Here is a 25,546-nt window from a genome sequence, read left to right as displayed (position 1 = left end):
CATCTTGACGGCCGCTACTTTATTCTTCCCATACAACAAGCTTATCTTTTGGCCAGTTATGACCAATTTCATGGTATTTCTGCTCCAAAACATGACGCTTAATTTTTAATGTCGGTGTGAGAACGCCATTTTCGATACTCCAAGGTTCCTTGATCATCAATACGCCTTTAATTTTTTCATGCGAAGCGAGCTTGGTATTCATTTTTTCGATAACTCGTCGAGAGGTTTTTTCATAACGAGCTCGATCAAAATTTGGGAAATCATGAGGAACGACAAGTAAAATCGGGCCAGGTAGACCAAGACCAATTAAGCACATCATCTCGACACGGCTGTATTCAAAGAGCTTATTCTCAATAGGAACAGGTGCTACAAACTTCCCTTTCGCTGTTTTGAAGGTGTCTTTTTTACGACCTCTGATCGTTAGATAGCCCTCGCTATCAATGGACCCGATATCACCGGTATGCAACCAACCCTCATTATCAAATGACTCTTTAGTCGCGATGTCATTTTTGTAGTAGCCAGAGAATAGTCCATTGCCTCGAACCATAATTTCATCATCACCAGCAATTTTTAATTCGATTCCAGGGCCAGCGCTTCCAACGGTACCAATCTTTTCTGCTCGGTATGGGAAGTTAAGCGTGCTATAGGCAAACGACTCGGTCATTCCCCAGGCTTCTGAGATATGTAAACCGATGCTCTCATACCACTCTAGTAGCGCGGGAGATACTGGTGCTGAGCCACACCCAAGTACTCGAGCTTGATCAAGCCCTAATCCATCAGCCAGTTTTTTCTTGATGATAGAATTAATGAAAGGGATCTTCATCAGAATATTCAGCTTACGTTGAGGCAGTTTATCTTGGATACGCTGTTGGAACAGAGTCCATAAACGCGGCACTGAGATAAACAGTGTAGGGCGTTGCATTTTTACATCTTCAATAAAGGTATCAAGAGACTCAGGGAATGCGGTTTGAACGCCTCCCATGATTGATGACCCAAAGATATAGACTCGTTCAGTAATATGAGCGAGAGGTAAATATGAGAACAAACGGTCATTAGGCTGAATGCCGATATGGTTAATGAGTTGCTGAACGGACCATGCAAAGGCTCCATAAGTTAGCATTGCCCCTTTAGGGACGCCTGAGGTGCCAGATGTATAAACCAGCGACATGAGTTTGTCATCATGATGTAGCGGGCGAAACTCACTTGGAGCGTGTTGCTTCATTAGCTCACTAAATTGGTATTGACAGTTTGGAGCACTATCATATGGCAGAGCAATACTGATCAAATCAGGCAAGTTCGCAAGGACTTGTTGGGTGGCCTTTGCATCATCGAGTTTTCCTGCAAGCAGAATTTTACTTTCACTATGGGTTAAGCAGTACTCAACAGTATCTGCTCCTGCTGTGGGGAAAATAGGGACGCTGACATAGTCACCTAGCATCATAGCGAGATCACAGATAAACCACTCAGCACAGTTCTTTGATATGAGGGCTATCTTATCGCCGGGTTTAGCACCTAAATCTTGCAAAGCAGAGACTAATTTAAGTGCCTGTTCTGCGACGTCTGAATAGGTATACTCGACGAATTGACGGTTGATAATCTGCTTTAGATAGACCTCATCAGGGCGTTCCTGTGCCCATTTCAAGATCATTTCATTTGGTAGCGGGAGAGCGCAAGTTGTTGTGCTTAACTTGTTAGGCTGATTCATTGTCTAACTCCATGTTATTGGCAACGATTATATTGTTATTATGTTAATTTCTTGTTAATTCTAGCATGTAACCATCACAAGGGAAAAGCGGATCTACTGTTTAATGTCTAGAAATCATAGCTATAGCGATGAACGCTGTTAGAAATAAATTCATTAGTGATTCGCCCTAAAAGTACCCGGACTCATACCTGTTTTCTTTTTAAAAATGCGAGAAAAATAGGAGACATCCTTGTAACCACATTGATATGCAATAAAGGATATTTTGATTTTTCGATCTGAAATGAGCATTTTTTTTGCGTTGTTGATTCTTTTATTACAGACATAATCACGAAAGCTAATACCTACAACCTTATGAAATAACTTAGAAAAATAAGTAACGGAATAATGACACTCTTTGGCAATATCATCTTCTTTGATCACTTTATCTAGATTGTCTTCCACGTAACGTAGAATACTAATAATCTCTTTACCGACATTATTTTTTATGATTAAAGGCTCATCTTTTACCTGTTCTAGTACTTCTCGATGTGAATCAAAACTTAAATGTACCTTCAGGGTAAAATCTTGGAGCCATGAGCTAAAATTATCACTGTCGACTGATATCTGGCTATAGATAACACTATGATTCAATAGATCTTTATTTACTCTTCCTTGATACAAAATAATTAAATTTTTACCTAAGTTTTGGGCAATTTTTTGCGCCACCAATAGAAGTGGGTAATTTGACGCTTCATCTAAAAAAAAGAAAGAGAACTGAACGTTGGGGTCACTGAGAATAGAGACATCACTATGATGCTCTTTTAAATCAAAATATAAATCCAGCTCAGCAAATACGTCGTGAGGTAATTGAGTTAAAGATTTTCCTAGCCAGTGGCCAGTTCGTTGCACATCCATATGCATAAAGTATCCAATTATTTTCTTAAACCAAAAGTATTAAATTCGTTCTTATAGTTAGAGTAGAAGTTGTGCGGAAAAGTGCAAGAACATAACAAAAAAGTCCTAACCGTTATTGATAATAATATCTAGATTTAAAAAGCAATCGGAATGGAGTTGCATTGGAAGGAGACCAAATAATGAATAAATTTATTACGAACTGCAAAGCATTTATGCAAGATGAAGAAGGGTTAACCGTTGTCGAGTATGTTGTAGGCGCAGGGTTACTTGTTGCTGGTTTAACTGCCATATTCAGTAATATGGGTAGTGATTTAGATGATAAATTATCAGCGACCATTTCTAGTATTTCATAAGTTATGTATATGGATGTACTGTAATTTAATAATATATCCTACAGTACATTCAACATGACAATTGGAGAGACGCAATGAAAAGCAGCTTATGCCATATAAAGATTTTTCTTGGAAATGAACAAGGCCTAACAGTAGTAGAGTATGTTATTGGGGCAGCTTTTCTTGTGGGTGGGCTAACGATATTTTTTTCAAATTATGGCAATACGTTGAGTGATTTTTTTACAGCAACTATTAATAGATAATAATGTGTTTGGTGGGTATATGAATTTAGCAATTTGGGGGTGTTTAATAACAATCGCAGTTTATGATGCGAGAGATAATAGAATTCCGAATAAGTTACTTTTATTTATACTGTTTTTGTTTGTAATTGAAAATATTCTTGCTGGGACACCGTTAACCACTCTAAGTAAAGCATTTATCTCTGGTTCTCTATTTTTTTCTATAGGGCTCGTTTTTTACTTTTTAAAAGCGATGGCTCCTGGTGATGTGAAATTATTGGGAGTTGTAGGGGTAATTATGGACTGGGGCTCTTTGTTCACAGTATCTTATTGGATATTGCTTTCTGGGGCATTAATTGGCTGTTTTTATTATTTGGAGATGGCATCAGTAAATCCTATCAGATTCAAATTATGGGCTGATAAGTGGTTAGTTTATTTCTTATACGGGGTAAAGCGAGATACTTACCAACAAACAGTACGTCAATCAGAAAAATTAAGAATGCCATTTGCACCCGTTGTTGTTATTGGGTTAGCACTACATAGCTATTTCTAATTAGAGAAGGGGTCTCTATGGAAATGAATATTAAATCAGGACATAAGGACGATCTGACACCGCAAGCTGCTGCGCCTAAAGTGCCAACCTCTTTTGATGCTCTCAATATACCTCAAGTCGTGATCGAGAACCTTCTCATTAAGCAATTAGCTGCTTATCCAAAATCTGATATTTTAGCTCTCACTCGTTTAATGGGTATAAATAGCCACATGATTGAAACCTTGATCGCTGTGTTAAGGAAAAAATCGTTTGTCGAAGTGTTTCAGGCGGCCAGTGAAACTTTCGCCTCTCAAAGTAACTCTGGTCATGTGCGATATGCTTTATCTGAGCAAGGAATGCAAGAAGCGGACACTGCGTTTAAGAAAGATGCCTACTTAGGTCCAACGCCAGTCTCTCTTAGTGATTATGATCGAATGGTGAAGGAACAAGACGTTCGAGCTCATTTAGTCACAAGAGGCGATGTGACTAGTGCATTAAGTGATGTTTATGGTGCTGAACGCATGGTCTCTGTTCTTGGTCCTGCGATCAATTCAGGTCGGGCACTGCTTCTCTACGGGGATGCGGGAACAGGGAAAACGTATGTTGCAACTCGTTTACTTAACTCTCTGAACACCTCTGTTTATATTCCTTATGCCGTATACGCGGCAGGAAACATCATTAAAGTTTTTTCTCCGCAACATCATAAAAGAGTGGATAGCAACCATATCAATGACTCTATCTCTTTTAAATCTCAATATGATAAGCGTTGGGTGTTGAGTGAGCGTCCCAGTATTCAAGTGGGAGGTGAGCTCACTATGGATATGCTGGAAGTTAATCATACCGAACACAACCGAGTTTGGATGGCACCGCTTCAAATGATGGCGAATAACGGCATATTCATTATTGATGATTTAGGTCGTCAACCGATGCCAGTTGATACGCTACTGAATCGCTGGATTGTTCCTATGGAGTATTTCTTCGATTACTTGTCGCTTCCAAATGGGCAACAAATATCCATCCCATTCATTCTCACTTTAGCTTTTTCAACAAATTTAAAGCCAGAGACGATCGCCGACCCTGCATTTTTGCGTCGTCTAGGTTACAAGATTCAGTTTAATCCACTCAAAGAGGATGAATACCAAGCCTTATGGGAGTTAATGGCACAAGGTAAGTCATTAACTCTAGAACATGATTTATTTAAACCATTACTACAACTGCATCGTCAACATAATGTGGGTTATTACCCATGCCTACCTAAGGATATTGTAGGTATCAGCAAGGATATTATTGCATTCGAAGAGACAGACCCTGTGATCACTCCAACGATATTAGAGCGAGCTTGGGAAGTCTACTTTACTGCCGATGGCAAAGGAGGAGGTGCAAGATGAACAGAAATCAGGTCATTTTATTGTTTTTATTGTCGATTATCTTTGGCTTGGCTGCGGTGTTTTTTGCTAAGCAGTGGATGGATAGGCAGTCACAGCCACAAACCGAAGTGGAAGTCGTATTACGTGAGCCTGTGATCATCGCAGCACAAGAGATCCCGGCGGGAACGGTGATTGAAGATCAGCACCTTACCACTAAGTTGCTAGAGGAAGATTGGCGCAACGAATATCAATATACTGAAGCTACTGAGTTACTAGGACAAGTTGCCGCCTCCTCCATCTATTCTGGGGAAATCGTGAATACTCAAAGGATGTCGGTCGGTGCTGAAGGTTCCGCTCTTGCCTCATTAATTCCTGAAACGAAACGAGCGGTGACTATTCGTGTAAATGACGTGATTGGTGTAGCGGGTTTCTTATTACCGGGTAATAAAGTGGATATTCTTAATACGATTTCGTACGGGAAAGGATCGGCGAATACCGTGACAGTTTTAAAAGATATCAAAGTATTAGCGGTCGATCAGACAGCAAGAAGTAAAGAAAACAAGCCGATTATCGTTCGAGCGGTGACATTGGAAGTTTCACCGAGAGAGGCGGAAAAATTATTAACGGCGAAGAGTAAAGGAGAGATCCAACTCACGTTGCGTAACCCACATGAGCCGAAAGAAAAAGTGGTGCGTCGCTATGTATCTCCTAGTGTCACCATCATCAAAGGGACACAGTCTTCTAATGTTCGAGTCAGGGATTGAGGTGATACATGAAGAAAGTAATCATAATTGTATTCGTGTGGTTGGTAAGCAGTTTTGCCGTTGTAGCATCTACACAGACAGGGAAAGTAGTAAAAGTCCCTCATCATAAATCAACACATGTTGAATTATCAGGTAAAGCCAAACGAGTCTCGTTAGGGGATCCTGAAGTGTTAGATATCGTAATGCTTAAGTCCGATGAATTGTTCCTAATTGGTAAGAAGTTAGGATCCACCAATTTAATGGCTTGGGATAGCCGTGGGCAACTGATTGAGTCAATAAATATTGAGGTGACTCATGACCTTAATAGCTTGAAATCAAAACTTTACGAATTCTTACCAGATGAAACCGTCGAAGTTCATAGTGCTCAAAATAGGTTAATTCTAAGTGGTCAGGTGAGCTCCCAAGAGAAGATGAATGTTGCTTTACGGGTTGCTGAAACTTATGCATCAGGCCAAGAAGCGGATGCAGCGAAAAGCTCCCTTAGTGTACAAACGCAACAGACAGGAATCATCAACTTGATGTCTATCGGTGGTGCGCAGCAGGTCATGTTAGAAGTAACGGTAGCTGAAGTTCAACGTAGCCTTGTTCGTCGTTTTGATGCCAGTTTTCACTTCTTTGAGCAGAACGGGAATTTTTCATGGGGCGGAACGTCTGGTGGTGGGATCCTCGATGATATTGGCGGCTCTGTTGGGCCCATTTTTAACAACCCAACCGTGACTAAAACGGGCATCTTAGGGGCATTTGTTGATGGCGATACGCTGTTCACGTTTGCTCTTGATATGGCTAAGCAGAGTGGTGTGGCAAAAGTGTTAGCGGAACCGAACTTAACGGCATTAAGCGGTTCTAAAGCTGAGTTTTTAGCTGGGGGCGAGTTCCCAATACCAGTGCCCGATGATGATGGCATTACCATTGAATACAAAGAGTATGGGGTCGGCCTTAAGTTTATTCCTACCGTTCTTAGCGATAAAAAAATTAACTTAAATTTAGCGGTAGATGTCAGTGAAATTGCCAGCGCAAATAGCCTGACTTTGTCACCAAATGGCACCAATGGGACTTATTATATCCCTCCGATTACCCGTCGTAGTGCGTCATCAACGTTAGAGTTGGCTGATGGTCAAACCATTGGTATTGCAGGCTTGCTCAGTGAAAATGTTCGAGATGCATCAAATAAGATGCCGGGCTTTGGGGATATTCCAATATTGGGCCAGTTGTTTAATAGCCAAGAGTACATTTCGGGCGAAACTGAGTTGGTGATTCTAGTCACACCTCGATTAGCGGCTCCAATTGATCGAAATAAAGTCACCTTACCGACCGACGCATTTGTTAACCCTACCGACCTGAAATACTACTTACTGGGAATGGGCGCATACATTGATTCATCGGTTAAACCTTCAGTAAATCAAGCACCTTCCGATCCTGAGTTTTTGGATAATAGTCAAGGTGGCTCAGAAGGTTCATTTGGACACAGTTTATAGGAGAGGATGATGAGAAATATAATGTTAGTGACCACTTCTCTGCTTTGTTTAACCAGCTTGATTGGTTGTGCAAATGATGCACCTTTAGGTAGCCATGTGGCCCAGCTAAAGCAAGAGCAAATGTATAACAAACAAGCGACAGAGGAAAATATGGGGGTTATCCCTACTGGTAGTGGTGAAAGAATGGAAGGCGCATATCACGTCTATACTGGTAAGAAGGGTGACAGTTTAGCGGGTTCTGATAGCCAGTTTATCGAAGGGTTTAGCCAATAGGTATTCTGGTCTACAAGCTCTAAGGATTTATCATGAGAACGATGACGAGCAGTAACAAGAAAGTGCTAAAGCAGAAAGGCTTAGTTTTGGTCATGGTGACGATGGCTATGTTGGTCTTTGTCGCGATAGCTGCATTTTCGATTGATATCAACCATCTCATGGTAAATAAGACACGGCTCCAAAATGCGGTGGACTCAGCGGCTCTTTCCGCGGCGGTATTAATTGATAGTGACAGTAGTATCGCTGATGCAACGGCAGCGGCAAACACCACGTTTACCAATATGGCAGGCGCGGTGGGTAACAGTGAGATGGATATGTCGACAGCCAATGTATCGGTGACTTATTCAAATGACCCGCAGACTTTTCCTGATTCTAGCTTTGATAGTTCGTTAGATGTATATGTGCGAGTCGAAGTAACGAGCTTGGATATGGACGAATTTTTTATTCAAGCATTCGGGCTTCAAAAAACGGTATCCGCGAGTGCAGTTGCAGGGCCAAGCTCTGCATCGATAAAAGCGTGCAATATCGTTCCTATGTCAGTGTGCTCTGGTGGCGGAACCTCTACCGATGGTTATGAGCGAGGTGAGCTATATATGCTTAAACTTGCGAGTACAAGTCAAGGAACGATGGGACCCGGAAACTATCAACTCCTCGATTTTGGTTCCGGTGCGAGTACCATTCGATCTGCATTGGCTGGGGGGTATGACGGGTGTATTACGATTGGTGAGAATATAGATACAAAACCAGGAGGCAATGTAGGGCCTGTTGGTCAAGGGATTAATTCTCGATTTGGTGTTTATAGTGGGGGCGGAATCTCTGCATCTAGTTACCCTAGCGATATCTATGTTAAGGAACCATCAACACTAGCAACAGCAGACTCAAGTGGGAACATTACTTATAGCGATACTAGTGGTGAAAGCGGTGATCCTTGGGGTTACAGTGACTATCTTGCTGCCACACCAAATTGCACAGGGAAGAGTGGTTGTCGGATTGGGCTTGGCGGAAAGGCAGACAGACGAATCTTACCAGTCCCAGTTGTTGATTGTTCTACGGCATCAGGGGGGACTTCAAACGTCAAAGTGACAGCCATAGGTTGCTTCTTCTTATTACAACAAGCCCCAACCAATAATGGAAGTCATGAGGGGGTCTTTGGAGAATTTATTGAAGACTGCACGGTAGACCATAGTAATTCCGGTCCAACCCCTGAAGATGAAGGACCTTATAGAATACAGCTCTATAAAGATCCACTAAGTACGGAGTCTTGATATGAAAACGATACTTAGGCATAAACAAAATGGATTAGCAGCTGTTGAATTTATTATCGTTTTTCCCGTGCTGTTACTACTATTAGTAGGAGTCATTGAAATCGGTAACATAATGTTGGAGCAAAATAGCTTAAATAAAGGGGTACAAAACGGGGCTCGATATGCGGTAACGGAAGTGTATGGCACCTCCTCTTATGATCAAATTGCCGATGAAGATGAGATCAAAAATATTGTGCTTTACGGACAATCGAGTACTGGTAGTCACCGAATTTTAGACTCTTTAGCGGTGAGTGATATCTCGGTTTCTCATGTCAATGGCTATGTTACGGTTTCGGCAAGTTATGACTATTTACCAAGCTTTTTAGTCTTACCAATATCCAATACCTCTTTAGCTGTCACATTGAACGCATCGTCAGTAATGAGGACAGGGCCATGAACAGTCATCGAGAACACCAAAGTGGGCTAGCGATTATTGAATTTACTGTGGTGTCGAGTGCGTTGTTACTGATGTTATTCGGCATTATTTCGTTTGGTTATTACATGTTTTCTTTGCAAATGGTGAACGAAATCACACGAAAAGCGGCGCGTTTAGCCAGTGTGTGTTATGTCACGGATTCAGCGGATATTAATACCTTGGTTATTGACAGTAATGCACCTTCAGATTTCACCACAAGCCATTTGGTGATCGAGTACTTAAATGAATCAGGTGGAGTTGTTACTGGTGATTTAGAAGATGAAGATACATTTACATCAATAAGGTTTGTTAGAGCAAAAGTAGAAAACTATGACTACCAGTTTATTTCTCTTTTTAATTATTTAGGAAATAACGGACTAGTATCAGTGCCTAGTTTTGAAACCACACTACCAGCAGAAAGCCTTGGGGTAGTTAGGCCAAATAAAAATAATACAAATGGAACCAAGACCGATTGCTAAGGAAGGGGATCGACTATGGGAGAAGCGGTGAAACTAACGATGCAAGACGATAACCAATTAAGGTTAAAAACGAATCTGTGCATATGGGTTTTGTATTCAAATGATCGTTTTAAACTTCACATGGGGCAAGAGCTTGAGAAGTGTCGAAATCTGACGTTCGAAATGATCTCCATGTATAGCTTAGACGTGGGAAGCTTAAAACAACTCACCCCTCCAGATTTAATTTTCGTGGAGACGGGGCCAAATTGGGCGCAGAAGATTGTGATCTTACAAGAGTATGAGCCACCAACATCGGAGTATGAAGCTTCTCTTGTGGTATTTGGTGATGAAAGTGATAACGGCGCATTAAAAATCGCATTACGAATTGGCGCCGCTGATTTTGTTTCAGATCGAGTGGTTCTCAGTGAACTCTTTCCATTGCTAAAAAATGTCGCAGAAGAAAAAATCGCGAGTCGTAATATGGGAGAGTTGTTCATTTTTATGAATACCAAAGGGGGCTCAGGGGCTTCAACACTTGCATTAAATACCGCGATGGAGATTGCAAGTTATCATAAAGATGAGGTGCTGCTTCTTGATTTAGATATGCAGTTTGGCGTGATATCGGATTACCTAAATGTGGCTCCCTCTTATAGCATTTCCGATGCAATCACCAATGTCGCTGATTTAGATGAAAGCTCATTGAGCAGTATGGTTACAAAGCACCCATCGGGGTTACATATGCTGAGTTTTGGTCTTGAAAACAGTAATGAAGATTTCGATCAAGCTAAAAATATTGGAAAGCTATTACCTACATTAAGGGAGTTTTATCCTTATCTCATCGTGGACTTATCAAGAGGCATCGATAAGCTATTTTCCTCTGTGATCTCGTCAGCCAGTAAAGTATTCCTCATTACTCAGCAAAATCTAGTAGCTGTAAAAAATACGACTCGAATTAGTCGTGCACTAACGTTTGAATACGGTATAACACGAGAACAAATTGAGTTGATTGTTAATCGATATGAAAAACGCCAATCAATAAAAATCAAAGATATTGAGCAGACGATCAATGGGGTAAAAGTACATATGATTCCCAATGATTTTAAAGTTGCAATTGAAAGTGCAAATCTAGGCAAGCCGTTTATAGAGTCAAGGAAAAGCAGTCCAATTACTAAATCGGTCGTGGAGTTTTCACACTTAATATCACCGCCAGAAGAGTCCAAAAAAGGATGGCTGAAACGATTGTTTTCATAGAATTAGTTTCAGAACAGAATAAGGGATTGCTATGTTCTTTAAACGAAAAAATATAAATCCAGACTTTCAAGAGAAAGCGTTGTCAGTTGATGATACTAGGGTACAAGATGACAGCCCCGTTGATTTTTCTAATGAGCATCCGGAAAATAAAGTCGAAAGAAAACTGCGAGAAGCTGAAGCAAAAAATAAAGCGGTCGATGAGGAAAAAAAGATCCTCGAACATGAGTTGGAGATGAAGCACTACTATCATCAGCGCTTACTCGAAACCCTTGATTTGGGGCTGTTATCTAGCCTAGAAAAGGAGCGAGCACGCAAGGATCTTCATGACGCTATTGTTCAGTTAATGGCTGATGATAAAACCCATCCAATGAGTGCCGAAGGGCGTAAACGAGTTATTCAACAGATTGAAGATGAAGTGTTTGGGTTAGGACCATTAGAGCCTCTTCTTAATGACCCAACAGTATCAGACATCTTAGTGAATGGACCGAAGAACGTATTTGTAGAGCGCTTTGGTAAATTAGAGAAAACCCCATATACCTTTTTAGATGATCGTCATTTAAGAAACATCATCGATAGAATTGTAAGCCAAGTTGGACGACGAATTGATGAAGCATCACCGATGGTTGATGCGCGTCTACTCGATGGTTCTCGTGTTAACGCCATTATCCCTCCCTTAGCTCTCGATGGCCCTTCTGTTTCTATTCGTCGTTTTGCGGTTGATAAGCTGACAATGAATAATTTATTAGACTTTAATTCACTGTCAAAACCAATGGCTAAATTTGTCGAGGCGGCAGTAAAAGGTGAGCTTAATATTTTGATATCTGGTGGTACGGGTTCCGGCAAAACAACCACGTTGAATATTTTTTCAGGATTCATTCCTAGCGATGATCGTATTGTCACAATAGAAGATTCAGCGGAACTACAACTGCAACAACCTCATGTAGTTCGTTTGGAAACGCGTCCAGCAAACCTGGAAGGAAAGGGGGAAATAGGGCAGCGTGAGCTGGTCAAAAACTCACTTCGTATGAGGCCCGATAGAGTCGTTCTTGGTGAGGTTAGGGGGAGTGAAGCCGTTGATATGCTAGCGGCAATGAATACCGGGCATGACGGTTCGTTGGCGACGATACATGCTAATACACCACGTGATGCGCTAAGTCGGGTTGAAAACATGTTCTCAATGGCAGGGTGGAATATCTCAGCGAAGAATCTACGTTCCCAAATCGCTTCTGCGATCCACTTGGTTGTACAGATGGAGCGTCAAGAAGATGGTAAACGGCGCATGGTGAGCATCCAAGAGATTAATGGAATGGAAGGCGAAATTATCACCATGTCTGAGATATTTAAATTTCACAGACAAGGGGTTGATGAAGACGGCAATATCATCGGTTATTACACCGCGACAGGTGTTGTCCCCTCTTGTCATGAACAGCTGACTAAGCGTGGTCTTGATCTTCCATTTGAGCTGTTTAATGAAACCTATTAATAAGGAGTAGCGTTATGGAAAACGACATTACTTTCTTCCTCGTTCTGCTCTTTTTTGCTGTTGTGTTTATATCTCAAGCGTTGATTTTGCCTGCAGCCGGGAGTAAAGCAAAGCACCAAGAGCTAGCCAAACGCTTGAAAGAGACACAATCCAATTTGGATGAAGAGAGTCGTTCACTATTGCAAGAGCACTACCTTCGAAGCTTAACTCCACTTGATCGTAAACTCGTGAAGTATTCGATATTTTCATCGTTAAAAAAATCATTAGAGCTTTCAGGTTATGACTGGTCATTGAGTCAAACCTTGGCTGTTACTGGGCTTCTGAGTTTATCATCACTCGTCTTTCTACTACTGATTGGCCAGTTCTGGTATGTCGCGGTCTCTGCTGCTTTAGGTGTGTGGTTTATCATGCATTTTATCTTACAGAAAAAGATCTCCGATCGACTGGCTAAGTTTGAAGAACAACTCCCAGATGCGCTAGATATTATCAAGCGAATGTTGCAAGCGGGACAACCAGTGACACAAGCATTTAATGAAGTTGGGAATGAAATGCCAGCCCCAATTGGTGTCGAATTCAAGAATACCTTTAATCTCCTAAATTATGGTTATGACATGCGTCTGGCGATTATGCAAATGGCAGACAGGACGCCCACCGTCTCTATGCTCGCCTTTTCCAGTGCCGTTTTATTACAGAAAGAGACAGGGGGGAATTTATCGGAAAACCTAGAGAAGGTGTCTCAGGTATTAAGGGCGCGGTTTAAGCTGACTCGAAAAATTAAGACAATTTCCGCAGAGAGTCGAATGTCCGCTTGGATTTTGGTGTTATCGCCATTTGTTCTTTTTATATTTATGTCTTTTATTAATCCGGTTTATTTGGAGCCTCTTTATCAGGACCCCCGGGGGATTAAATTAATTAGTATTGGGGTGGTGAGCCTGTTTTTTGGTGCGCTTTGGATACGTCAAATAATCAACTTTGAGGTGTGATATGGATACGATTTTAGATCTCATCGTTAATTTTGAAATCAATGAAGAGACGCTTTTTCTCGGTATGATTTTGTTGTCTACATCTCTTCTTATAGTGAGTATAAGTTTCATCGTGATGGGGACCCGCTCGCCAATCAAGCGAAAATTAGAAATCATGCAACAAGAAGGGGGTGGCGCTAAACCTAAAAGAAACCAAACGATTGATAATACATTAGAGTCTTTAGCGCCCATTATTTCCTCTCGGGATGTGAAAGAGAAAGAGAGCCTTCGACACAAATTAATGCATGCCGGCTTTCATGACAGTAATGCACTGACTATATTTTATGCCATTAAAGTTTTTTCGATGATTCTTGGTCTTGGGACAGCTGCAGCTTTCTATTTTTTTCTACCTGATTTAGGAAGTCTAAACTTGGTGATGATTGTGAGCGTCGCCGCGGGTCTTTATCTGCCTAATGTTGCGCTTAGTCATTTTGTCAAAAAGCGCCAACGCCGAGTTCGTGGTGGCGTTCCTGACGCATTAGATTTGCTGGTGGTTTGTACCGAATCAGGACTTGGATTCAATGCTGCTTTAAGAAGGGTGGCTGACGAGTTAATGATCTCCCACCCTGATTTTGCCGATGAATTGGATACCGTTTGCGCCAAAATTAAAGCAGGGGTCGAAATGTCTGACGCTTTCGAGGATTTAATTGAGAGAACGGGATTAAGTGAGATTACTGGTCTGGTGAATATGCTTTCGCATGCCTCAAGGATTGGGGGGAGTCTATCTCAAACATTGCGAGATTATACTGAAGATTTTAGAGATAAGAGAAACCAAGAAGTAGAAGAAATTGCAGCAAAAATACCGACTAAGATGATATTTCCGCTGTTGATATTTATATGGCCATGTTTTTTCATTGTTGCAATAGGGCCTGCGTTGATTTCACTGTCTGATGCATTAGGCAGCTAGGGAGTTTTAATGAATAATTTATGGAAAACGTTCTTTTTAGTATCAAGTCTGTTCGTGCTATCAGGGTGTGCGAGTAGTGAGCCAGAAAAACCAAGTTTTGATAGTTCTCTTTATGAAGGACGCCCAATAGACACCTTAACATCGGATGCGGCGCCGCTGAGTGAAATGGAGGCGATTCAACGAGGTGATATTGCACTAAGTAATAATAATATTGATCTCGCCTTGTATGAATATATACGTGCCCTTTCATTTCCAGACGCTCAACACCAAGATAAAACTTTATACACCATAGGCCGAATCCACCAATCCAGGGATAATACGCTTTATGCAGAAAAAGCATTTCTCGCGTCTGTTGAGTACAATCCGAATAATGTTCAGGTACTGGAACAATTAGGATCAATTTACATGAAGCAGGGAAGTGTTCAGCAAGGAAAAAGTTATTTTTATCGGGCGCTTAATGCCGATCAGGTGAGGTTGAAAAATCCGAATACATTAAGTGATACCGTTGAGCTGGTAGAGATTAGGCAATTGCAAGTGGATAAGGATTCGCCAGCCTTAGCTTATATGGGATTAGGGATTGTTGCTGATATTGAGGCTCAACATGAATACGCAAAAGTTTTCTATCACAAGGCGATAGAGGTAAAGCCTAACTCGGTTAAAGCACTTTTGAATCTCGGTTACTCTTATTATATGAGTGGAAATTACACTTCGGCTAAACGCTATACCATGTCAGCACTGGAAAAAGATCCAAACAATGAAAAAGCACAAAATAATTTAGCGCTTATTTACTTAGGTAAAGGTGAAATTAAGCGGGCGATAAACGTTTTCATGCGCCATATGGATGCAGCAGAAGCGCTCAACAATGTAGGGTATTTTCTTATTCTTCAAGGCAAACCAGACAAAGCGGTGCCTTATTTGCAGCAGGCTATCGATAAGAAACCCTCTTATTATCCCGTCGCAAATGAAAACTTAGAGAGAGCGCTTGCCGAAGTTAGGGCTATTACGCCAGATGCGGCAGAGACATCCAATGCGCTTCAGTAGATAGGAGTAATAGAGCCATTCAGTAAATAGAAGTAGTAGAGCCTGCGGGTTGGAATACTCTCGCCAATAGAAGTGGTGATCCATTGTAGGATCACCATTTTTTGTGAATTAATTTGAATGATTTGATAAGAGGGCTCAATCTTCATCATTAATAGTTCATCGCTATAGGTGGCTTATTCCCACCCCAGATACAGCGAAAAGTAGCACTAAATAGACGATGGGTATTTTCCACTGTTTCAGTAAGTAGAAGCCTAAGATCACTGCGGCTATGTCTAAACCTGAAGCGACAGCACTGACAAAAACGGGTTGGTAGAGTGCTGATAGAAGTAAGCCTACAACGGAGGCGTTAATTCCATTGAGCACTCCCGAAACGAAAGCGTTACTTGCTAGGGTTTGCCAGTTTTTTAATACACTAAGAAGCAGTAAAAAGCCCGGAAGGAATACCGCAAGTGTCGCCAGCAATGCCCCGAAAATAGGCGTGTTAGGCAGTAATTGATAACCAATATAGGTAGCAAAAGTAAACATTGGTCCTGGAACCGCTTGAGCTGTGGCATAGCCCGTTAAAAAGGCTTCCTGAGTTAATTGGTCACCAACAATGTTTTGCAGTAGTGGAAGAACGACATGGCCTCCACCAAAGACCAAACTCCCAGCTTGAAAGAAGTCTGAAAATAGCCCAATTTCAGGTGTAGCCTTACTTATGAGCGGTAACCCGAAGAGCAAAAGAGCAAACAGTAAAAGAGGGATCAGTGATATTTTATGTGGGCTTGGGGGCTGGGTTTGTCTGTCTTGTAGCTTGACCGCTCCAACCATGCCACATAGCAATAAAAGAGATACCTGAGTGCCGATGCTAGGAATAAGTAGTAGACCTAAAGCAGTGATGACGCATAGAGTGACAGACAGGCGTGATTGGCAAAAATTTTTGTACATTCCCCATGTCGCATCGGCAACGACCACGACGGCGAGAAGTTTTAATCCATGTACTACATTTTGAAATAGAGGGGATTCCGTTAACTGACTGCTTAGAACCGCAAGTAATAACATGATTAAGATAGATGGAAGTGTAAACCCAAGAAAAGCCATGAATGCTCCACTTAATCCTCCCTTTTTATAGCCTATAGCAAAACCCACTTGGCTTGATCCCGGGCCGGGAAGAAACTGGCTCAGAGCGACTATCTGGGCATAATCTTTATCACTTAGCCAATTTAATTTTTCAACGAATGTTTGTCTGAAGTATCCAATGTGGGCAGCCGGCCCTCCAAAACTGATCCAACCTAATCCAAAGAAAACTTTGAAGATAGAAAACATAGTGTGTACTCATAAAATTAATCATCGTGGGTAGAGTACGATTTGAATTATAATGATTCAAATTGATAGTTTTTCTAGTATCTATGAATGAAATAGGATTTGATGTGGTTGACTTGAATTGGAAAAATGTGGATTTAAACTTACTGGTTGCTTTTTCTCAGCTATATCAGAGTCGGAGTGTGAGCGCGGCCGCTGAAAAAAGTTACGTTAGCCAATCAGCGATGAGCCACAGTTTATCTCGATTGCGTTTACTGTTTAGCGACCCACTTTTTGAACGTAAAGGCCACAGCATGGCACCGACAGATCGTGCTCACGAAATCGCTCCGATCATAGAAACGATCCTCACTCAAGTTCAAACCGATCTATTATGGACTAACCATTTTTCGCCAAGTGAGTACTCTGGAGTATGTCGAATTGGTTTAACTGACTACGCTGAATTGATCTTTGCGCCAGCGATTTATGATGCGATTCGCCAATCAGCTCCTGATGCTCAAGTCAGCTTTATTAATGTCTCTCGTCACAACTATATTGAGGCTTTTGATAAGGATCGGCTGGATCTTATGGTTGGGAGTATTACGCGATTAGACGATCAATTTGAAGCTCAAAAATTATACACAGAAAAGCATGTTTGCTTGTACGATCCCGCCCAGTATCATTTTGGTTCAGAACTCACACTACAAGAGTTTATTGATGCCGAGCATGCGTTAATTAGTCCTGATGGCATACTTGAAACACAAAGTGATCAAAGATTAAAAGCATTAGGTGTATCGCGGTTCATACCCGTTGCGTCACGCAGCTTTTTGACCGTAAGACGCTTAATTCAGAATCGAAAATTGATTGCGACAGTCCCAAGATTGATGGCTCAAGCTGATATGCTCAATGATAACTTGACCACGGCATTGCCTCCAATCTCGATAGATGACTTTGATATATCAATGATTTGGAATAAGGCCAGAGCGAGTGATGAGAAGCAAATTTGGCTTCAATCTTTAGTGTTGGGTGTTTTTGATTCATTTGAATAATATTGGCCCTGAGCAATTGTATCCAAGCCAAAACTGAGGTTTAAGCTGAACTGAAAATTCTTGATCAGGGTAGTTGGTTATTCGAAGATACAATTTATTCGCTGTTAACAGGGAGCTTAACAGTAACACTCCAACGATCCCGTATTGGAAATATCGATGTTTTATTTTTGATGGATGAGAAGCACAAACTGGGTGATGTTTTTTACATGCGGACCAAAAAATAGCGAGTGAGATTACTGCCAGTAACTGGCTAAGCGGAGAGTCGAGAACTCCGGAAACGAGGCTATAAGCAAACCCAGCTAAAACACTTAATCCTGTCACTCGAACCCAGCGATGGTAGGTCGTAATGACGGTTTTCAGTGTGAAAAAAAGTAAGAAACCGTAGCAAAGTAGAGGAATGAGCCCCCAATTTACCAAGACTAAAAGTGCAGAGTTATGTGGGCGACCAAATAATTTGGATGAACATACAAAACCATCACCTCCTAGCCCTAACAGCGAAGACAGGGTTATTGCTTCGGCCCACAGCGCCATGCGCCCGGGAGAGTCGGTTCGAACTTTTGGCCATGTCCACAATCCATCATTAAATAGATAGGCAGGTAATGGGGCAAGAAAAACAATACGAAGTAAACAGCCAAAAATAATACTGAATAGCAGTAGTTTAAGTATTTGCGATCTTAAGGGCTTATCAATTTTAGCCCAGATAAGAATGGCTGTAATGATGGCAATGGAAATCCCACGAGCATCCAAAGCAAAAATAATAGCTACATGAGTACAAAGTAGAAAACGTAATGCGTTATAAAGCCATCGCTTTCTTCTAAAACAGAGAGTGAAGTAGAGTGTCGGAATAATCAGCCACACTTGAACTTGATTCAAAAATCGGGCGTTTGCAAATCCAAAAATGGTATGAATATTCGTTTCAAGTTGATAGTAAACTCGAAGCCAAAACCCGACACTGACCGAGAGAAACAGTAAAAGCGTTATCCAGCAGAAATAGCTATAAAGTCGCACTTTTTGGGATTCAAACCCAATAGATAGAAAGGCGGTCAGTAGCGCTAATCCTAAGAAATAGAAGTAATCCGTTTGAGCTCGCCAAAAATCAATACCTTGAAAATTGGCGATAGCTGCAAAAATACCGAAAATAACAAGAACCCACCCAACGCTAAGGCTAAGCTCCGTAAATTGTTGTGTTATACGAACTCGCCAGTGGCGGTCGCTTAAAATAATAAGGTTAGAGATAAGAAGTACGGAACAGATGAAAACGCGTTTTGCGTCGTACAGCAAGAAGACACTATTTCGAGGTATAAAAGTGTTGAAACATAACACCATGATTCCTAAGAAAGTGAATCCCATTAATAGAGTGAATTTCCACTTGGATTGCACCATACAACGGCCTTTTATTATCTTTTTAATAGCTTAGACCAAAGTGGAATCAGGTGTTGTTTTGATACCGGTTAAATCTAAACGGTGTGATCTGCAATATTAGAAAATGGGTCTGGGGGCATATGTTGCTATTTACCAGTTACACTTCAATATAAAAATGGCACATATCATTCACCAATTTCGTGAAGCTACCAAACATCCATAGTCGCTACTGAATAATGCGTTGTTTTTCTAACTATGAATGACCTATCGTCATCAAAATTACTTGCCTTTGCTGTTTGTTCATAATCATTATTAATGCTCTACACACCAATAGGTCTAAATTATTCCATCGTGTCATTTAGACTTCTTTTGATTTTGTCTTTTTGACAACGAAAATGTATTGTCATTGTCTTAACCCTTTAATTATAAAGCATTAAATTCTTGGCCTGAATAATGCAATGTACAGAGTATAATCTTGCTAAACTATTATTAGTGCTTTATCGGGAAGTACCAATAAAGGAGCCACCTTGCTAAATATTACAGACAAAAGTGTTGAAGAGCGTATTCCTGCCTATCTTCGCCTTGGTTTTCGTCCTTTCTTTTTCTTAGGCAGTATTTACGCTGTTATTGCCATTATCGCTTGGGTCATTATGTTCCAAAATGGCCAACCAGACATGCTGCAAGTCCCTGCTTTGTGGTGGCATGTGCATGAGATGCTATTTGGATTTTCGATGGCGATTGTGGTGGGTTTTGTATTAACTGCAGTGCAAACATGGACTGGAGTCAATGGAACCAAACACTATCGTTTGGCTTTCCTTGTCATGCTTTGGATAATACCTCGCATTTTATTTTGGACACCAGCACCGTTATGGCTTATTTCATCAATTGAAGCGTTATTCTTAGCGCTGTCGGCTTATGAGATCGGGTTTAGAGTGGTACGTTCTAAAGGGTGGAAGAACCTGTTTTTCATCCCGCTCTTTGTGCTTGCTATTGTTGCTAACTTTGCTAGCTATGCCACGATAAAAGGAATGCCTCCATTTAGCTCTGCGGCGGTATGGCAGGCGATGCTGTGGTGGTTTACATTATTATTGTCCGTTATGGGTGGGCGTGTTATCCCATTCTTTACCGCGAAACGCTTTAATTTCGAGAAAGCTCAACCATTGGTGTGGTTAGAGTGGGTGGCAAATTTGCCGTTAGTGAGCTTGTTCGTATTGAGCTTCTTCCCATTAACTTTTTCTCAAATTGGGCAAGAAGTGATGTTATTTGCCGGCATCGCGCAGTTTGTCCGTTTCGCTCGCTGGAAACCGTGGACAACTTTAAGTGAGCCGCTTGTCTGGAGCCTGCATAGTGCTTACCTTTGTATTCCATTAAGCTTGGTGTTGCGTGGCGTGATTGATAACCCATTTGTCAGCCATAACATGTTGCACTTATTTGCGATTGGCGGACTGGGTGGTGTGATTTTAGCGATGATAGCTCGAGTCACAATGGGCCATACGGGTCGTGCTATTTATAAAGGCCCAAGTATGTGGTTGGCCTTTTCTGCTGTTTTACTTGCGGCTTTAGTTCGTAGTTTAGGCGTCGCCTTTATGCCAGAACAAATGATGCTGATGATCAATATTAGTGCTGTGTTATGGGCGCTGTCATTTGGTATGTTTGTGTGGAAGTTTGGAATGATGTTATTAACGCCAAGAGTTGATGGTCATCCTGGATAATTCACGTGATTAAATGAAACATAAAAAAAACGAGCTCAAATAGAGCTCGGTTTTTTTATTATCTGTAGCGAGAAATTCAAAGCTTGGAATTGGATCCGTCAGCCTGAATTAATTAGTTATTACTGTGAAGCTCGCTGTTTAGCTCAACCGCAGATTTATTGGTTAAGCACTCAATTTGACCAGTAATCGAATTACGACGGAAAAGAAGATCAGCCTTACCAGCAAGGTCACGTGCCTTAGCAATTTCTACTTCTTGGCCTTGGTTATCTAGCATGCGAACTTTTGTTCCTGCAGTAACGTATAGACCTGACTCTACCGTACAACGATCGCCCATAGGGAAACCAAGGCCAGCATTTGCCCCTAACAGACAGTTCTCGCCGATAGAGATCACCATAGTACCGCCACCAGACAGTGTACCCATGATTGATGCACCGCCACCGATATCAGAACCATTTCCAACCACAACACCTGCAGAAATTCGACCTTCAACCATGCTCACACCTGTAGTACCAGCATTAAAGTTGATGAAGCCTTCATGCATTACAGTTGTGCCTTCACCCACATGTGCGCCAAGGCGAACACGGGAAGTATCAGCGATACGAATTCCTGTTGGAACAACGTAATCGACCATTTTAGGGAATTTATCAACGCAATCGACCGTTAACGCTTCACCTGCAAGACGAGCATCAATTTGACGTTCTGCAAGCTCAGGTAAATCGATAGGGCCTTGGTTTGTCCATGCAATGTTATGTAGCAAACCAAAAATGCCATCTAATACTGTGCCATGTGGTTTCACTAGACGGTTTGAGATAAGTTGCAGTTTAAGGAAACCTTCCGCGACCGATTGAGGCTTCTCATCTGTTGCGAGAATAACGGCAACTAATGGCTGGTTTGATTGCGCCGCTTTTTGAGCGAAAGAAGCATTTGCAGTGTCATTGTTTGCTGTGAATACGGCAACAAGCGCTTCGCTTTGAACCGCTGAAATTTCAAGGGCTTGGTTGCCTTCAGTGTAACCAATCACTTCAGCGACAGCAGAAACGAGTGCATCGCTTGGGTTTAAGAGTGGGCTAGGAAAAAATGCTTCAATGATCTTTCCATCACGGTTTTTAGTTGCTGTGCCGAAGGCAAGAGAAAAAGTCGCCATTATTTAATAATCTCCATATTTGAATTTGTTTCAGTTGGCCAAGCTTTATTGTCTTTCTATGCTGAGCAGGCTTGGACCGTTAAAATCATTTGTTGATAAACATCATAGAGAGAGCGCCCTTCAGATGAAAGAGGGCGCGGGTAGAAAGTCTGTAAATAGATATGTGTTGTCTTTATAGCGATAGCTGTCGTCTATAAGAAATTAGCGTGATAGACGTAAAATCAGTTTAAATCGCGAGTGCTTTATAGGCTTGTTCAATCCCTTCGATTAGCATCTGCATTCCAATAACAGCCAAAATAAGCCCCATCATTCTAGTGACTACATTCAATGCGCTTGGTCCAATTGCTTTGACAAATTTTTCCCCAAAAACAAAGAGCACATAGGTTAAGGCACACAGTAACCCGAATGAGATGATGGTAATCACCATTTCGTAAATGCCGCCAGTTGTCGCAAAGTTCATCGCGGTTGCGATGGTTCCTGGTCCGGCGAGAATGGGCATAGCTAATGGGGACACGGCAATACTGAGCGCAGAATCATTTTGCGCATCTGATTGAACCTTCTCTTTTGCTTTGCCATGAGTCGAATCACCTTGCAGCATGTGAAAGCCGATCAAAAACACTAATATTCCGCCAGTAATACGCAGTGCATATAGCGTAATGCCAAAGAGATCGAAAATAAGACGGCCTGAAATAGTAAATACAGAAATGATAATGAAGGCGATCAACACTGAACGAAAAGCGATAGATTTAACAGTTTGACGATTCTCACCGTTGGTTAAACCAAGAAAAATCGGAGTATTGGCGATGGGGTTCATTATGGCAAAAAAGCCCATGAAAACCGTAATGGTGTGGATAATTAGCTCTTTCATCTCTTTCCTATTAGCAAGTATTCGTGGTATGTATCAGCATCATAGAAGATATTGAGAATAAAAAATAGCCAGCAAATTGCTGGCTATTGAAAATTGATATTGAATCGAAAGTAGACGCTAAATACTTATGCTGCGTCGTCTTCTGCTTCATCCGCCACGGCTTCAACCGCTTTTGGTTTTTTAGGCGTTGGTTTGCGTTTTGCGCCTAAAGCATAAAGCACTTCTTCTTTATTTTTCGCAAGGTACATCGCAAGCTCTTCTTGCTTACCTTCATCTTCGATGAGCTCACTACCATTAATCAATGTAAAAAGCTCATCTGCCATATCTAACATTTTGTCGTAAGCGTCAGCTTCAGCTTTAGAGGTAAAAGTCATCTTTTCTTCTCCGTTGCGCTCGACCACGTACTTGACGATTACAGCCATGGTTATTCCTCAATAATTGATAACTATTTCTACTGGCTTTTTATACAGTTTCAAGTTTTAAATGTCCAGTTGAAGGCAGAGTTTTGAGAGTTGAACGGTTAGAGAACCGACATCACCTCCTGATTTATAGCATTACTTTTGTATTGATTGGCAGTAATGCATGAAGGCTTTTAGCAGCGGGCTCTGATATTTCTCCTTATGGACTAACAACCAAAAGCGTCTTTTCATATCGAGAGGCGTTTCAATGAGGGCAACACGTCCGTCGTTGATGGCGGTATTGACGGCCAAGCGAGATAAGCAAGCCAACCCAAGCCCTGCTGAAACGGAGTTAATAATTGCTTCAGTGGTATTGAGTTCAAAAGCTTCATGCCAACTCTCTAAGCGAGGAGCAACGGTACGTAGGAAAAACTCACGAGTGCCCGATCCCGGTTCTCGTAGTATCCAATGACTTTGCTCTAATTGATGCAGTGCTATCGGCTGGCTACTTGAGGCTAATGGGTGATGAGTTAATGGGTGATTAGGTGCGGCAACAATGCACATTTCATCCTGACTAAATTGGCGTGATATCAATTCAGGGTTCAATGTTTTCCCTTCAATTAGCGCAATATCGAGTTCGTAGTCGATCAGCTTTTGGCAGATCAACGCAGAATTTGAAATGAACAAGCTTTGAGATAGATGTTGGTACTGTTGACGAAACCCACTGAGAAGAAAAGGGGCAACTTGGTTACCAATGGTGTCGCTGGCGCCAATTTTAAGACTGCCACTGAGTGGTTGATTGTCTTCAAAAAGGTCATCGATTCCTTTTGCCCGATGTAATAGCTCATCGGCAAGCGGCAAGAGTTTTTGACCTTCTTGATTCAGAATTAAACGGTTATTAACGCGGTCAAACAGTGAATGTCCCAGCTGTTTCTCTAACTCGGATAGTGCCATGCTAACGGCTGCTTTGGAGAGAAATAACGCTTCGGAAGCGGAGGTTAAAGTACAGTGCTGAGTAACGGTGACAAAAACTTTTAGTTGCTTGAGTGACACATTATGAGCCATTTACTCTCTCCATCTAATTACTTGTGCCAACTTATTACTTACGTGAACTAAGCAAACATTGATCGTTGTTAGGATAATGCGAGTTCGTTAAGTATATCTTAACGCCTGTTTAATATGATTAGATATATCAGAACGTATTGCAAGCGTATGATGACGTCATCGGAGTTTACTGCTGTTGCAGATTGTCCAATAGCTCCAAAGTGAGGCGGAAATGATAAATAGAATGAAACTTAAAGTGATGGGAGCGCCAACTCCTATGGCTGGGCTCGCACTGGCTATTGCAAGTTTAGGGTGGAGTTGGGAAAACATGGTTGATTGCGGAGGCTACGCACAATGGACGAGTGCGGTGATAGCGTCGATTTTATTGGCTATTCTTGCGGTTAAGTTTTTAGTGCATCGCCATTTACTTCGTCAAGACTTAGCGCATCCGGTTGTTGGAAGTGTTGTCCCGACATTTGCGATGGGCACCATGATCGTTTCAAGTTCTGTTGGCTATTTTTACCCAATAGTGGGTGATGCCATTTGGTTTGCCGCAGTACTATTGCATGTCATCTTTTTGGCTAGTTTTATGTATCACAGAGCAAAAAGTTTCGAGTTACATCATATGGTGCCAAGCTGGTTTGTACCACCTGTTGGCATTATTGTTGCCGATGTGGCTTTTTCGGGCACGCCAGCGCTACAACCTATTGCTGATATAACACTACTGTTTGGCATGGTAGCTTACGCCGTGATGTTGCCCATTATGATCTATCGCTTAATGTTTACGCATGAAATTCCGGATGCAGCAAAACCGACAATTGCTATTCTCGCGGCGCCAGCCAGCTTATCTTTGGCAGGTTATCTCAGTGTCACTTCAAGCCCGTCACCGGTTGTGATCGCGACTCTATTTGGTATCGCGATTTTAATGACCACAATCATCTATCTCGCGTTCTTTAAATTGTTGAGATTACCGTTTAGCCCTGGGTATGCGGCATTCACATTCCCCATGGTAATAGGAGCAACGGCACTGTTTAAAACTGCGAACTGGATGCAAAGTGTTGGTGTTGATGAAGAGTACGTGGCTCAGGTGTGGTGGTTAGCAGGAGTTGAATTGTGTGTTGCCACGGCTGTGGTAGGGTATGTTGCGATTCGTTACTTTGCTTATTATCAGCCATATAAAATGAGACCGGTAGCGCTCTCATAACAGCGTTAGGCTATCTATTTGATGA

The 25,546-nt window shown here is 41.7% G+C and carries 27 protein-coding genes; 18 read left to right on the top strand and 9 right to left on the bottom strand.

Annotated elements, in window-relative coordinates:
- Positions 1–19 precede the first annotated feature (19 nt).
- Positions 20–1,705: an AMP-binding protein gene (locus FCV43_RS13920; protein WP_136995538.1), complete on the bottom strand. Its 1,686-nt coding sequence runs from the start codon at positions 1,703–1,705 to the stop codon at positions 20–22.
- A 153-nt stretch (positions 1,706–1,858) separates the two neighbouring features.
- A complete protein-coding gene (locus tag FCV43_RS13915; protein ID WP_136995537.1) occupies positions 1,859–2,605 on the bottom strand; it encodes a helix-turn-helix domain-containing protein in 747 nt (248 codons plus the stop codon).
- Positions 2,606–2,778: 173 nt separating this feature from the next.
- Here FCV43_RS13915 and FCV43_RS13910 point away from each other — a divergent pair, with 173 nt between their 5' ends.
- From FCV43_RS13910 to FCV43_RS13840, 15 genes are all read left to right on the top strand, one after another.
- The gene (locus FCV43_RS13910) at positions 2,779–2,952 is read left to right on the top strand and encodes a Flp family type IVb pilin (protein WP_136995536.1); all 174 of its coding nucleotides are present in this window, start codon (positions 2,779–2,781) and stop codon (positions 2,950–2,952) included.
- Positions 2,953–3,026: 74 nt separating this feature from the next.
- Positions 3,027–3,194, top strand: a complete 168-nt coding sequence (locus FCV43_RS13905) for a Flp family type IVb pilin (protein WP_136995535.1) — start codon at positions 3,027–3,029, stop codon at positions 3,192–3,194.
- Between the two features lie 19 nt (positions 3,195–3,213).
- Positions 3,214–3,723 (top strand): prepilin peptidase, encoded by a 510-nt coding sequence (locus tag FCV43_RS13900; RefSeq protein ID WP_136995534.1) that lies wholly within the window; start codon positions 3,214–3,216, stop codon positions 3,721–3,723.
- Between the two features lie 17 nt (positions 3,724–3,740).
- The gene (locus tag FCV43_RS13895; RefSeq protein ID WP_136995533.1) at positions 3,741–5,090 is read left to right on the top strand and encodes an AAA family ATPase; all 1,350 of its coding nucleotides are present in this window, start codon (positions 3,741–3,743) and stop codon (positions 5,088–5,090) included.
- The gene (cpaB, locus tag FCV43_RS13890; RefSeq protein ID WP_136995532.1) at positions 5,087–5,833 is read left to right on the top strand and encodes a Flp pilus assembly protein CpaB; all 747 of its coding nucleotides are present in this window, start codon (positions 5,087–5,089) and stop codon (positions 5,831–5,833) included. Before FCV43_RS13895 ends, cpaB begins: the two co-directional genes overlap by 4 nt.
- A gap of 8 nt (positions 5,834–5,841) precedes the next feature.
- Entirely contained in the window at positions 5,842–7,308 is a 1,467-nt protein-coding gene (locus tag FCV43_RS13885) for a type II and III secretion system protein family protein (RefSeq protein ID WP_136995531.1), read from the top strand.
- Between the two features lie 9 nt (positions 7,309–7,317).
- A complete protein-coding gene (locus tag FCV43_RS13880) occupies positions 7,318–7,581 on the top strand; it encodes a hypothetical protein (protein WP_017054066.1) in 264 nt (87 codons plus the stop codon).
- Positions 7,582–7,613: 32 nt separating this feature from the next.
- A complete protein-coding gene (locus FCV43_RS13875) occupies positions 7,614–8,846 on the top strand; it encodes a TadE/TadG family type IV pilus assembly protein (protein WP_136995530.1) in 1,233 nt (410 codons plus the stop codon).
- 1 nt (position 8,847) lies between these two features.
- Positions 8,848–9,282: a TadE/TadG family type IV pilus assembly protein gene (locus FCV43_RS13870; protein WP_017054064.1), complete on the top strand. Its 435-nt coding sequence runs from the start codon at positions 8,848–8,850 to the stop codon at positions 9,280–9,282.
- A complete protein-coding gene (locus FCV43_RS13865) occupies positions 9,279–9,779 on the top strand; it encodes a TadE/TadG family type IV pilus assembly protein (RefSeq protein WP_136995529.1) in 501 nt (166 codons plus the stop codon). The genes FCV43_RS13870 and FCV43_RS13865 overlap by 4 nt, the downstream gene beginning before the upstream one ends.
- Before the next feature lie 15 nt (positions 9,780–9,794).
- Positions 9,795–11,009, top strand: coding sequence for an AAA family ATPase (locus FCV43_RS13860; protein WP_136995528.1), 1,215 nt, complete (start codon positions 9,795–9,797; stop codon positions 11,007–11,009).
- A 31-nt stretch (positions 11,010–11,040) separates the two neighbouring features.
- Positions 11,041–12,492, top strand: coding sequence for a CpaF family protein (locus FCV43_RS13855; RefSeq protein WP_136995527.1), 1,452 nt, complete (start codon positions 11,041–11,043; stop codon positions 12,490–12,492).
- A gap of 14 nt (positions 12,493–12,506) precedes the next feature.
- Positions 12,507–13,475 carry a type II secretion system F family protein gene (locus tag FCV43_RS13850; protein ID WP_136995526.1) on the top strand — a complete coding sequence of 323 codons (969 nt, stop codon included), beginning with the start codon at positions 12,507–12,509 and terminating at the stop codon, positions 13,473–13,475.
- 1 nt (position 13,476) lies between these two features.
- Positions 13,477–14,421 carry a type II secretion system F family protein gene (locus FCV43_RS13845; RefSeq protein WP_136995525.1) on the top strand — a complete coding sequence of 315 codons (945 nt, stop codon included), beginning with the start codon at positions 13,477–13,479 and terminating at the stop codon, positions 14,419–14,421.
- Positions 14,422–14,430: 9 nt separating this feature from the next.
- Positions 14,431–15,462 carry a tetratricopeptide repeat protein gene (locus tag FCV43_RS13840; RefSeq protein WP_136995524.1) on the top strand — a complete coding sequence of 344 codons (1,032 nt, stop codon included), beginning with the start codon at positions 14,431–14,433 and terminating at the stop codon, positions 15,460–15,462.
- Here the strand turns inward: FCV43_RS13840 and FCV43_RS20400 are convergent.
- Positions 15,456–15,611 (bottom strand): hypothetical protein, encoded by a 156-nt coding sequence (locus FCV43_RS20400; RefSeq protein ID WP_017054057.1) that lies wholly within the window; start codon positions 15,609–15,611, stop codon positions 15,456–15,458. The two genes, FCV43_RS13840 and FCV43_RS20400, sit on opposite strands and share 7 nt — an antisense overlap.
- A 13-nt stretch (positions 15,612–15,624) precedes the next feature.
- The gene (gene chrA, locus FCV43_RS13835) at positions 15,625–16,767 is read right to left on the bottom strand and encodes a chromate efflux transporter (RefSeq protein WP_136995523.1); all 1,143 of its coding nucleotides are present in this window, start codon (positions 16,765–16,767) and stop codon (positions 15,625–15,627) included.
- A gap of 83 nt (positions 16,768–16,850) precedes the next feature.
- Here chrA and FCV43_RS13830 point away from each other — a divergent pair, with 83 nt between their 5' ends.
- Positions 16,851–17,789, top strand: a complete 939-nt coding sequence (locus FCV43_RS13830; RefSeq protein WP_170961665.1) for a LysR family transcriptional regulator — start codon at positions 16,851–16,853, stop codon at positions 17,787–17,789.
- On the opposite strand, the gene FCV43_RS13825 is transcribed toward FCV43_RS13830, so the two are convergent.
- On the bottom strand, positions 17,778–19,172 hold the full coding sequence (locus FCV43_RS13825) for an O-antigen ligase family protein (protein WP_136995522.1): 1,395 nt from the start codon (positions 19,170–19,172) through the stop codon (positions 17,778–17,780). The two genes, FCV43_RS13830 and FCV43_RS13825, sit on opposite strands and share 12 nt — an antisense overlap.
- Before the next feature lie 506 nt (positions 19,173–19,678).
- Here FCV43_RS13825 and FCV43_RS13820 point away from each other — a divergent pair.
- Complete coding sequence (locus tag FCV43_RS13820) at positions 19,679–20,863, top strand: NnrS family protein (RefSeq protein ID WP_017054053.1); 1,185 nt, start codon at positions 19,679–19,681, stop codon at positions 20,861–20,863.
- A gap of 112 nt (positions 20,864–20,975) precedes the next feature.
- Here FCV43_RS13820 and dapD read toward each other — a convergent pair whose 3' ends face one another.
- The 4 genes from dapD to FCV43_RS13800 form a co-directional block, all read right to left on the bottom strand.
- Positions 20,976–22,007, bottom strand: coding sequence for a 2,3,4,5-tetrahydropyridine-2,6-dicarboxylate N-succinyltransferase (dapD, locus tag FCV43_RS13815; RefSeq protein ID WP_136995521.1), 1,032 nt, complete (start codon positions 22,005–22,007; stop codon positions 20,976–20,978).
- A gap of 226 nt (positions 22,008–22,233) precedes the next feature.
- Positions 22,234–22,875: a MarC family protein gene (locus FCV43_RS13810; protein ID WP_017054051.1), complete on the bottom strand. Its 642-nt coding sequence runs from the start codon at positions 22,873–22,875 to the stop codon at positions 22,234–22,236.
- Positions 22,876–23,000: 125 nt separating this feature from the next.
- A complete protein-coding gene (locus FCV43_RS13805) occupies positions 23,001–23,297 on the bottom strand; it encodes a YebG family protein (protein ID WP_017054050.1) in 297 nt (98 codons plus the stop codon).
- A 132-nt stretch (positions 23,298–23,429) separates the two neighbouring features.
- The gene (locus FCV43_RS13800; protein WP_017054049.1) at positions 23,430–24,338 is read right to left on the bottom strand and encodes a LysR substrate-binding domain-containing protein; all 909 of its coding nucleotides are present in this window, start codon (positions 24,336–24,338) and stop codon (positions 23,430–23,432) included.
- 211 nt (positions 24,339–24,549) lie between these two features.
- Between FCV43_RS13800 and FCV43_RS13795 the strand changes: the two genes are divergently transcribed.
- Entirely contained in the window at positions 24,550–25,521 is a 972-nt protein-coding gene (locus FCV43_RS13795) for a TDT family transporter (RefSeq protein ID WP_136995520.1), read from the top strand.
- The last annotated feature ends 25 nt before the right edge of the window (positions 25,522–25,546 follow it).

It is taken from the genome of Vibrio genomosp. F6, from assembly GCF_005146325.1.
In the GTDB taxonomy this organism is placed as follows: domain Bacteria; phylum Pseudomonadota; class Gammaproteobacteria; order Enterobacterales; family Vibrionaceae; genus Vibrio; species Vibrio cortegadensis.
This window is presented reverse-complemented; position numbering and strand designations above follow the sequence as displayed.

What these genes read in the sequence shown, in the direction of transcription:
- FCV43_RS13920 (WP_136995538.1), bottom strand. Translation starts at nt 1,705, where the DNA reads ATGAATCAGCCTAACAAGTTAAGCACAACAACTTGCGCTCTCCCGCTA.
- FCV43_RS13915 (WP_136995537.1), bottom strand. Translation starts at nt 2,605, where the DNA reads ATGCATATGGATGTGCAACGAACTGGCCACTGGCTAGGAAAATCTTTA.
- FCV43_RS13910 (WP_136995536.1), top strand. Translation starts at nt 2,779, where the DNA reads ATGAATAAATTTATTACGAACTGCAAAGCATTTATGCAAGATGAAGAA.
- FCV43_RS13905 (WP_136995535.1), top strand. Translation starts at nt 3,027, where the DNA reads ATGAAAAGCAGCTTATGCCATATAAAGATTTTTCTTGGAAATGAACAA.
- FCV43_RS13900 (WP_136995534.1), top strand. Translation starts at nt 3,214, where the DNA reads ATGAATTTAGCAATTTGGGGGTGTTTAATAACAATCGCAGTTTATGAT.
- FCV43_RS13895 (WP_136995533.1), top strand. Translation starts at nt 3,741, where the DNA reads ATGGAAATGAATATTAAATCAGGACATAAGGACGATCTGACACCGCAA.
- cpaB (WP_136995532.1), top strand. Translation starts at nt 5,087, where the DNA reads ATGAACAGAAATCAGGTCATTTTATTGTTTTTATTGTCGATTATCTTT.
- FCV43_RS13885 (WP_136995531.1), top strand. Translation starts at nt 5,842, where the DNA reads ATGAAGAAAGTAATCATAATTGTATTCGTGTGGTTGGTAAGCAGTTTT.
- FCV43_RS13880 (WP_017054066.1), top strand. Translation starts at nt 7,318, where the DNA reads ATGAGAAATATAATGTTAGTGACCACTTCTCTGCTTTGTTTAACCAGC.
- FCV43_RS13875 (WP_136995530.1), top strand. Translation starts at nt 7,614, where the DNA reads ATGAGAACGATGACGAGCAGTAACAAGAAAGTGCTAAAGCAGAAAGGC.
- FCV43_RS13870 (WP_017054064.1), top strand. Translation starts at nt 8,848, where the DNA reads ATGAAAACGATACTTAGGCATAAACAAAATGGATTAGCAGCTGTTGAA.
- FCV43_RS13865 (WP_136995529.1), top strand. Translation starts at nt 9,279, where the DNA reads ATGAACAGTCATCGAGAACACCAAAGTGGGCTAGCGATTATTGAATTT.
- FCV43_RS13860 (WP_136995528.1), top strand. Translation starts at nt 9,795, where the DNA reads ATGGGAGAAGCGGTGAAACTAACGATGCAAGACGATAACCAATTAAGG.
- FCV43_RS13855 (WP_136995527.1), top strand. Translation starts at nt 11,041, where the DNA reads ATGTTCTTTAAACGAAAAAATATAAATCCAGACTTTCAAGAGAAAGCG.
- FCV43_RS13850 (WP_136995526.1), top strand. Translation starts at nt 12,507, where the DNA reads ATGGAAAACGACATTACTTTCTTCCTCGTTCTGCTCTTTTTTGCTGTT.
- FCV43_RS13845 (WP_136995525.1), top strand. Translation starts at nt 13,477, where the DNA reads ATGGATACGATTTTAGATCTCATCGTTAATTTTGAAATCAATGAAGAG.
- FCV43_RS13840 (WP_136995524.1), top strand. Translation starts at nt 14,431, where the DNA reads ATGAATAATTTATGGAAAACGTTCTTTTTAGTATCAAGTCTGTTCGTG.
- FCV43_RS20400 (WP_017054057.1), bottom strand. Translation starts at nt 15,611, where the DNA reads ATGATGAAGATTGAGCCCTCTTATCAAATCATTCAAATTAATTCACAA.
- chrA (WP_136995523.1), bottom strand. Translation starts at nt 16,767, where the DNA reads ATGTTTTCTATCTTCAAAGTTTTCTTTGGATTAGGTTGGATCAGTTTT.
- FCV43_RS13830 (WP_170961665.1), top strand. Translation starts at nt 16,851, where the DNA reads ATGAATGAAATAGGATTTGATGTGGTTGACTTGAATTGGAAAAATGTG.
- FCV43_RS13825 (WP_136995522.1), bottom strand. Translation starts at nt 19,172, where the DNA reads ATGGTGCAATCCAAGTGGAAATTCACTCTATTAATGGGATTCACTTTC.
- dapD (WP_136995521.1), bottom strand. Translation starts at nt 22,007, where the DNA reads ATGGCGACTTTTTCTCTTGCCTTCGGCACAGCAACTAAAAACCGTGAT.
- FCV43_RS13810 (WP_017054051.1), bottom strand. Translation starts at nt 22,875, where the DNA reads ATGAAAGAGCTAATTATCCACACCATTACGGTTTTCATGGGCTTTTTT.
- FCV43_RS13805 (WP_017054050.1), bottom strand. Translation starts at nt 23,297, where the DNA reads ATGGCTGTAATCGTCAAGTACGTGGTCGAGCGCAACGGAGAAGAAAAG.
- FCV43_RS13800 (WP_017054049.1), bottom strand. Translation starts at nt 24,338, where the DNA reads ATGGCTCATAATGTGTCACTCAAGCAACTAAAAGTTTTTGTCACCGTT.
- FCV43_RS13795 (WP_136995520.1), top strand. Translation starts at nt 24,550, where the DNA reads ATGATAAATAGAATGAAACTTAAAGTGATGGGAGCGCCAACTCCTATG.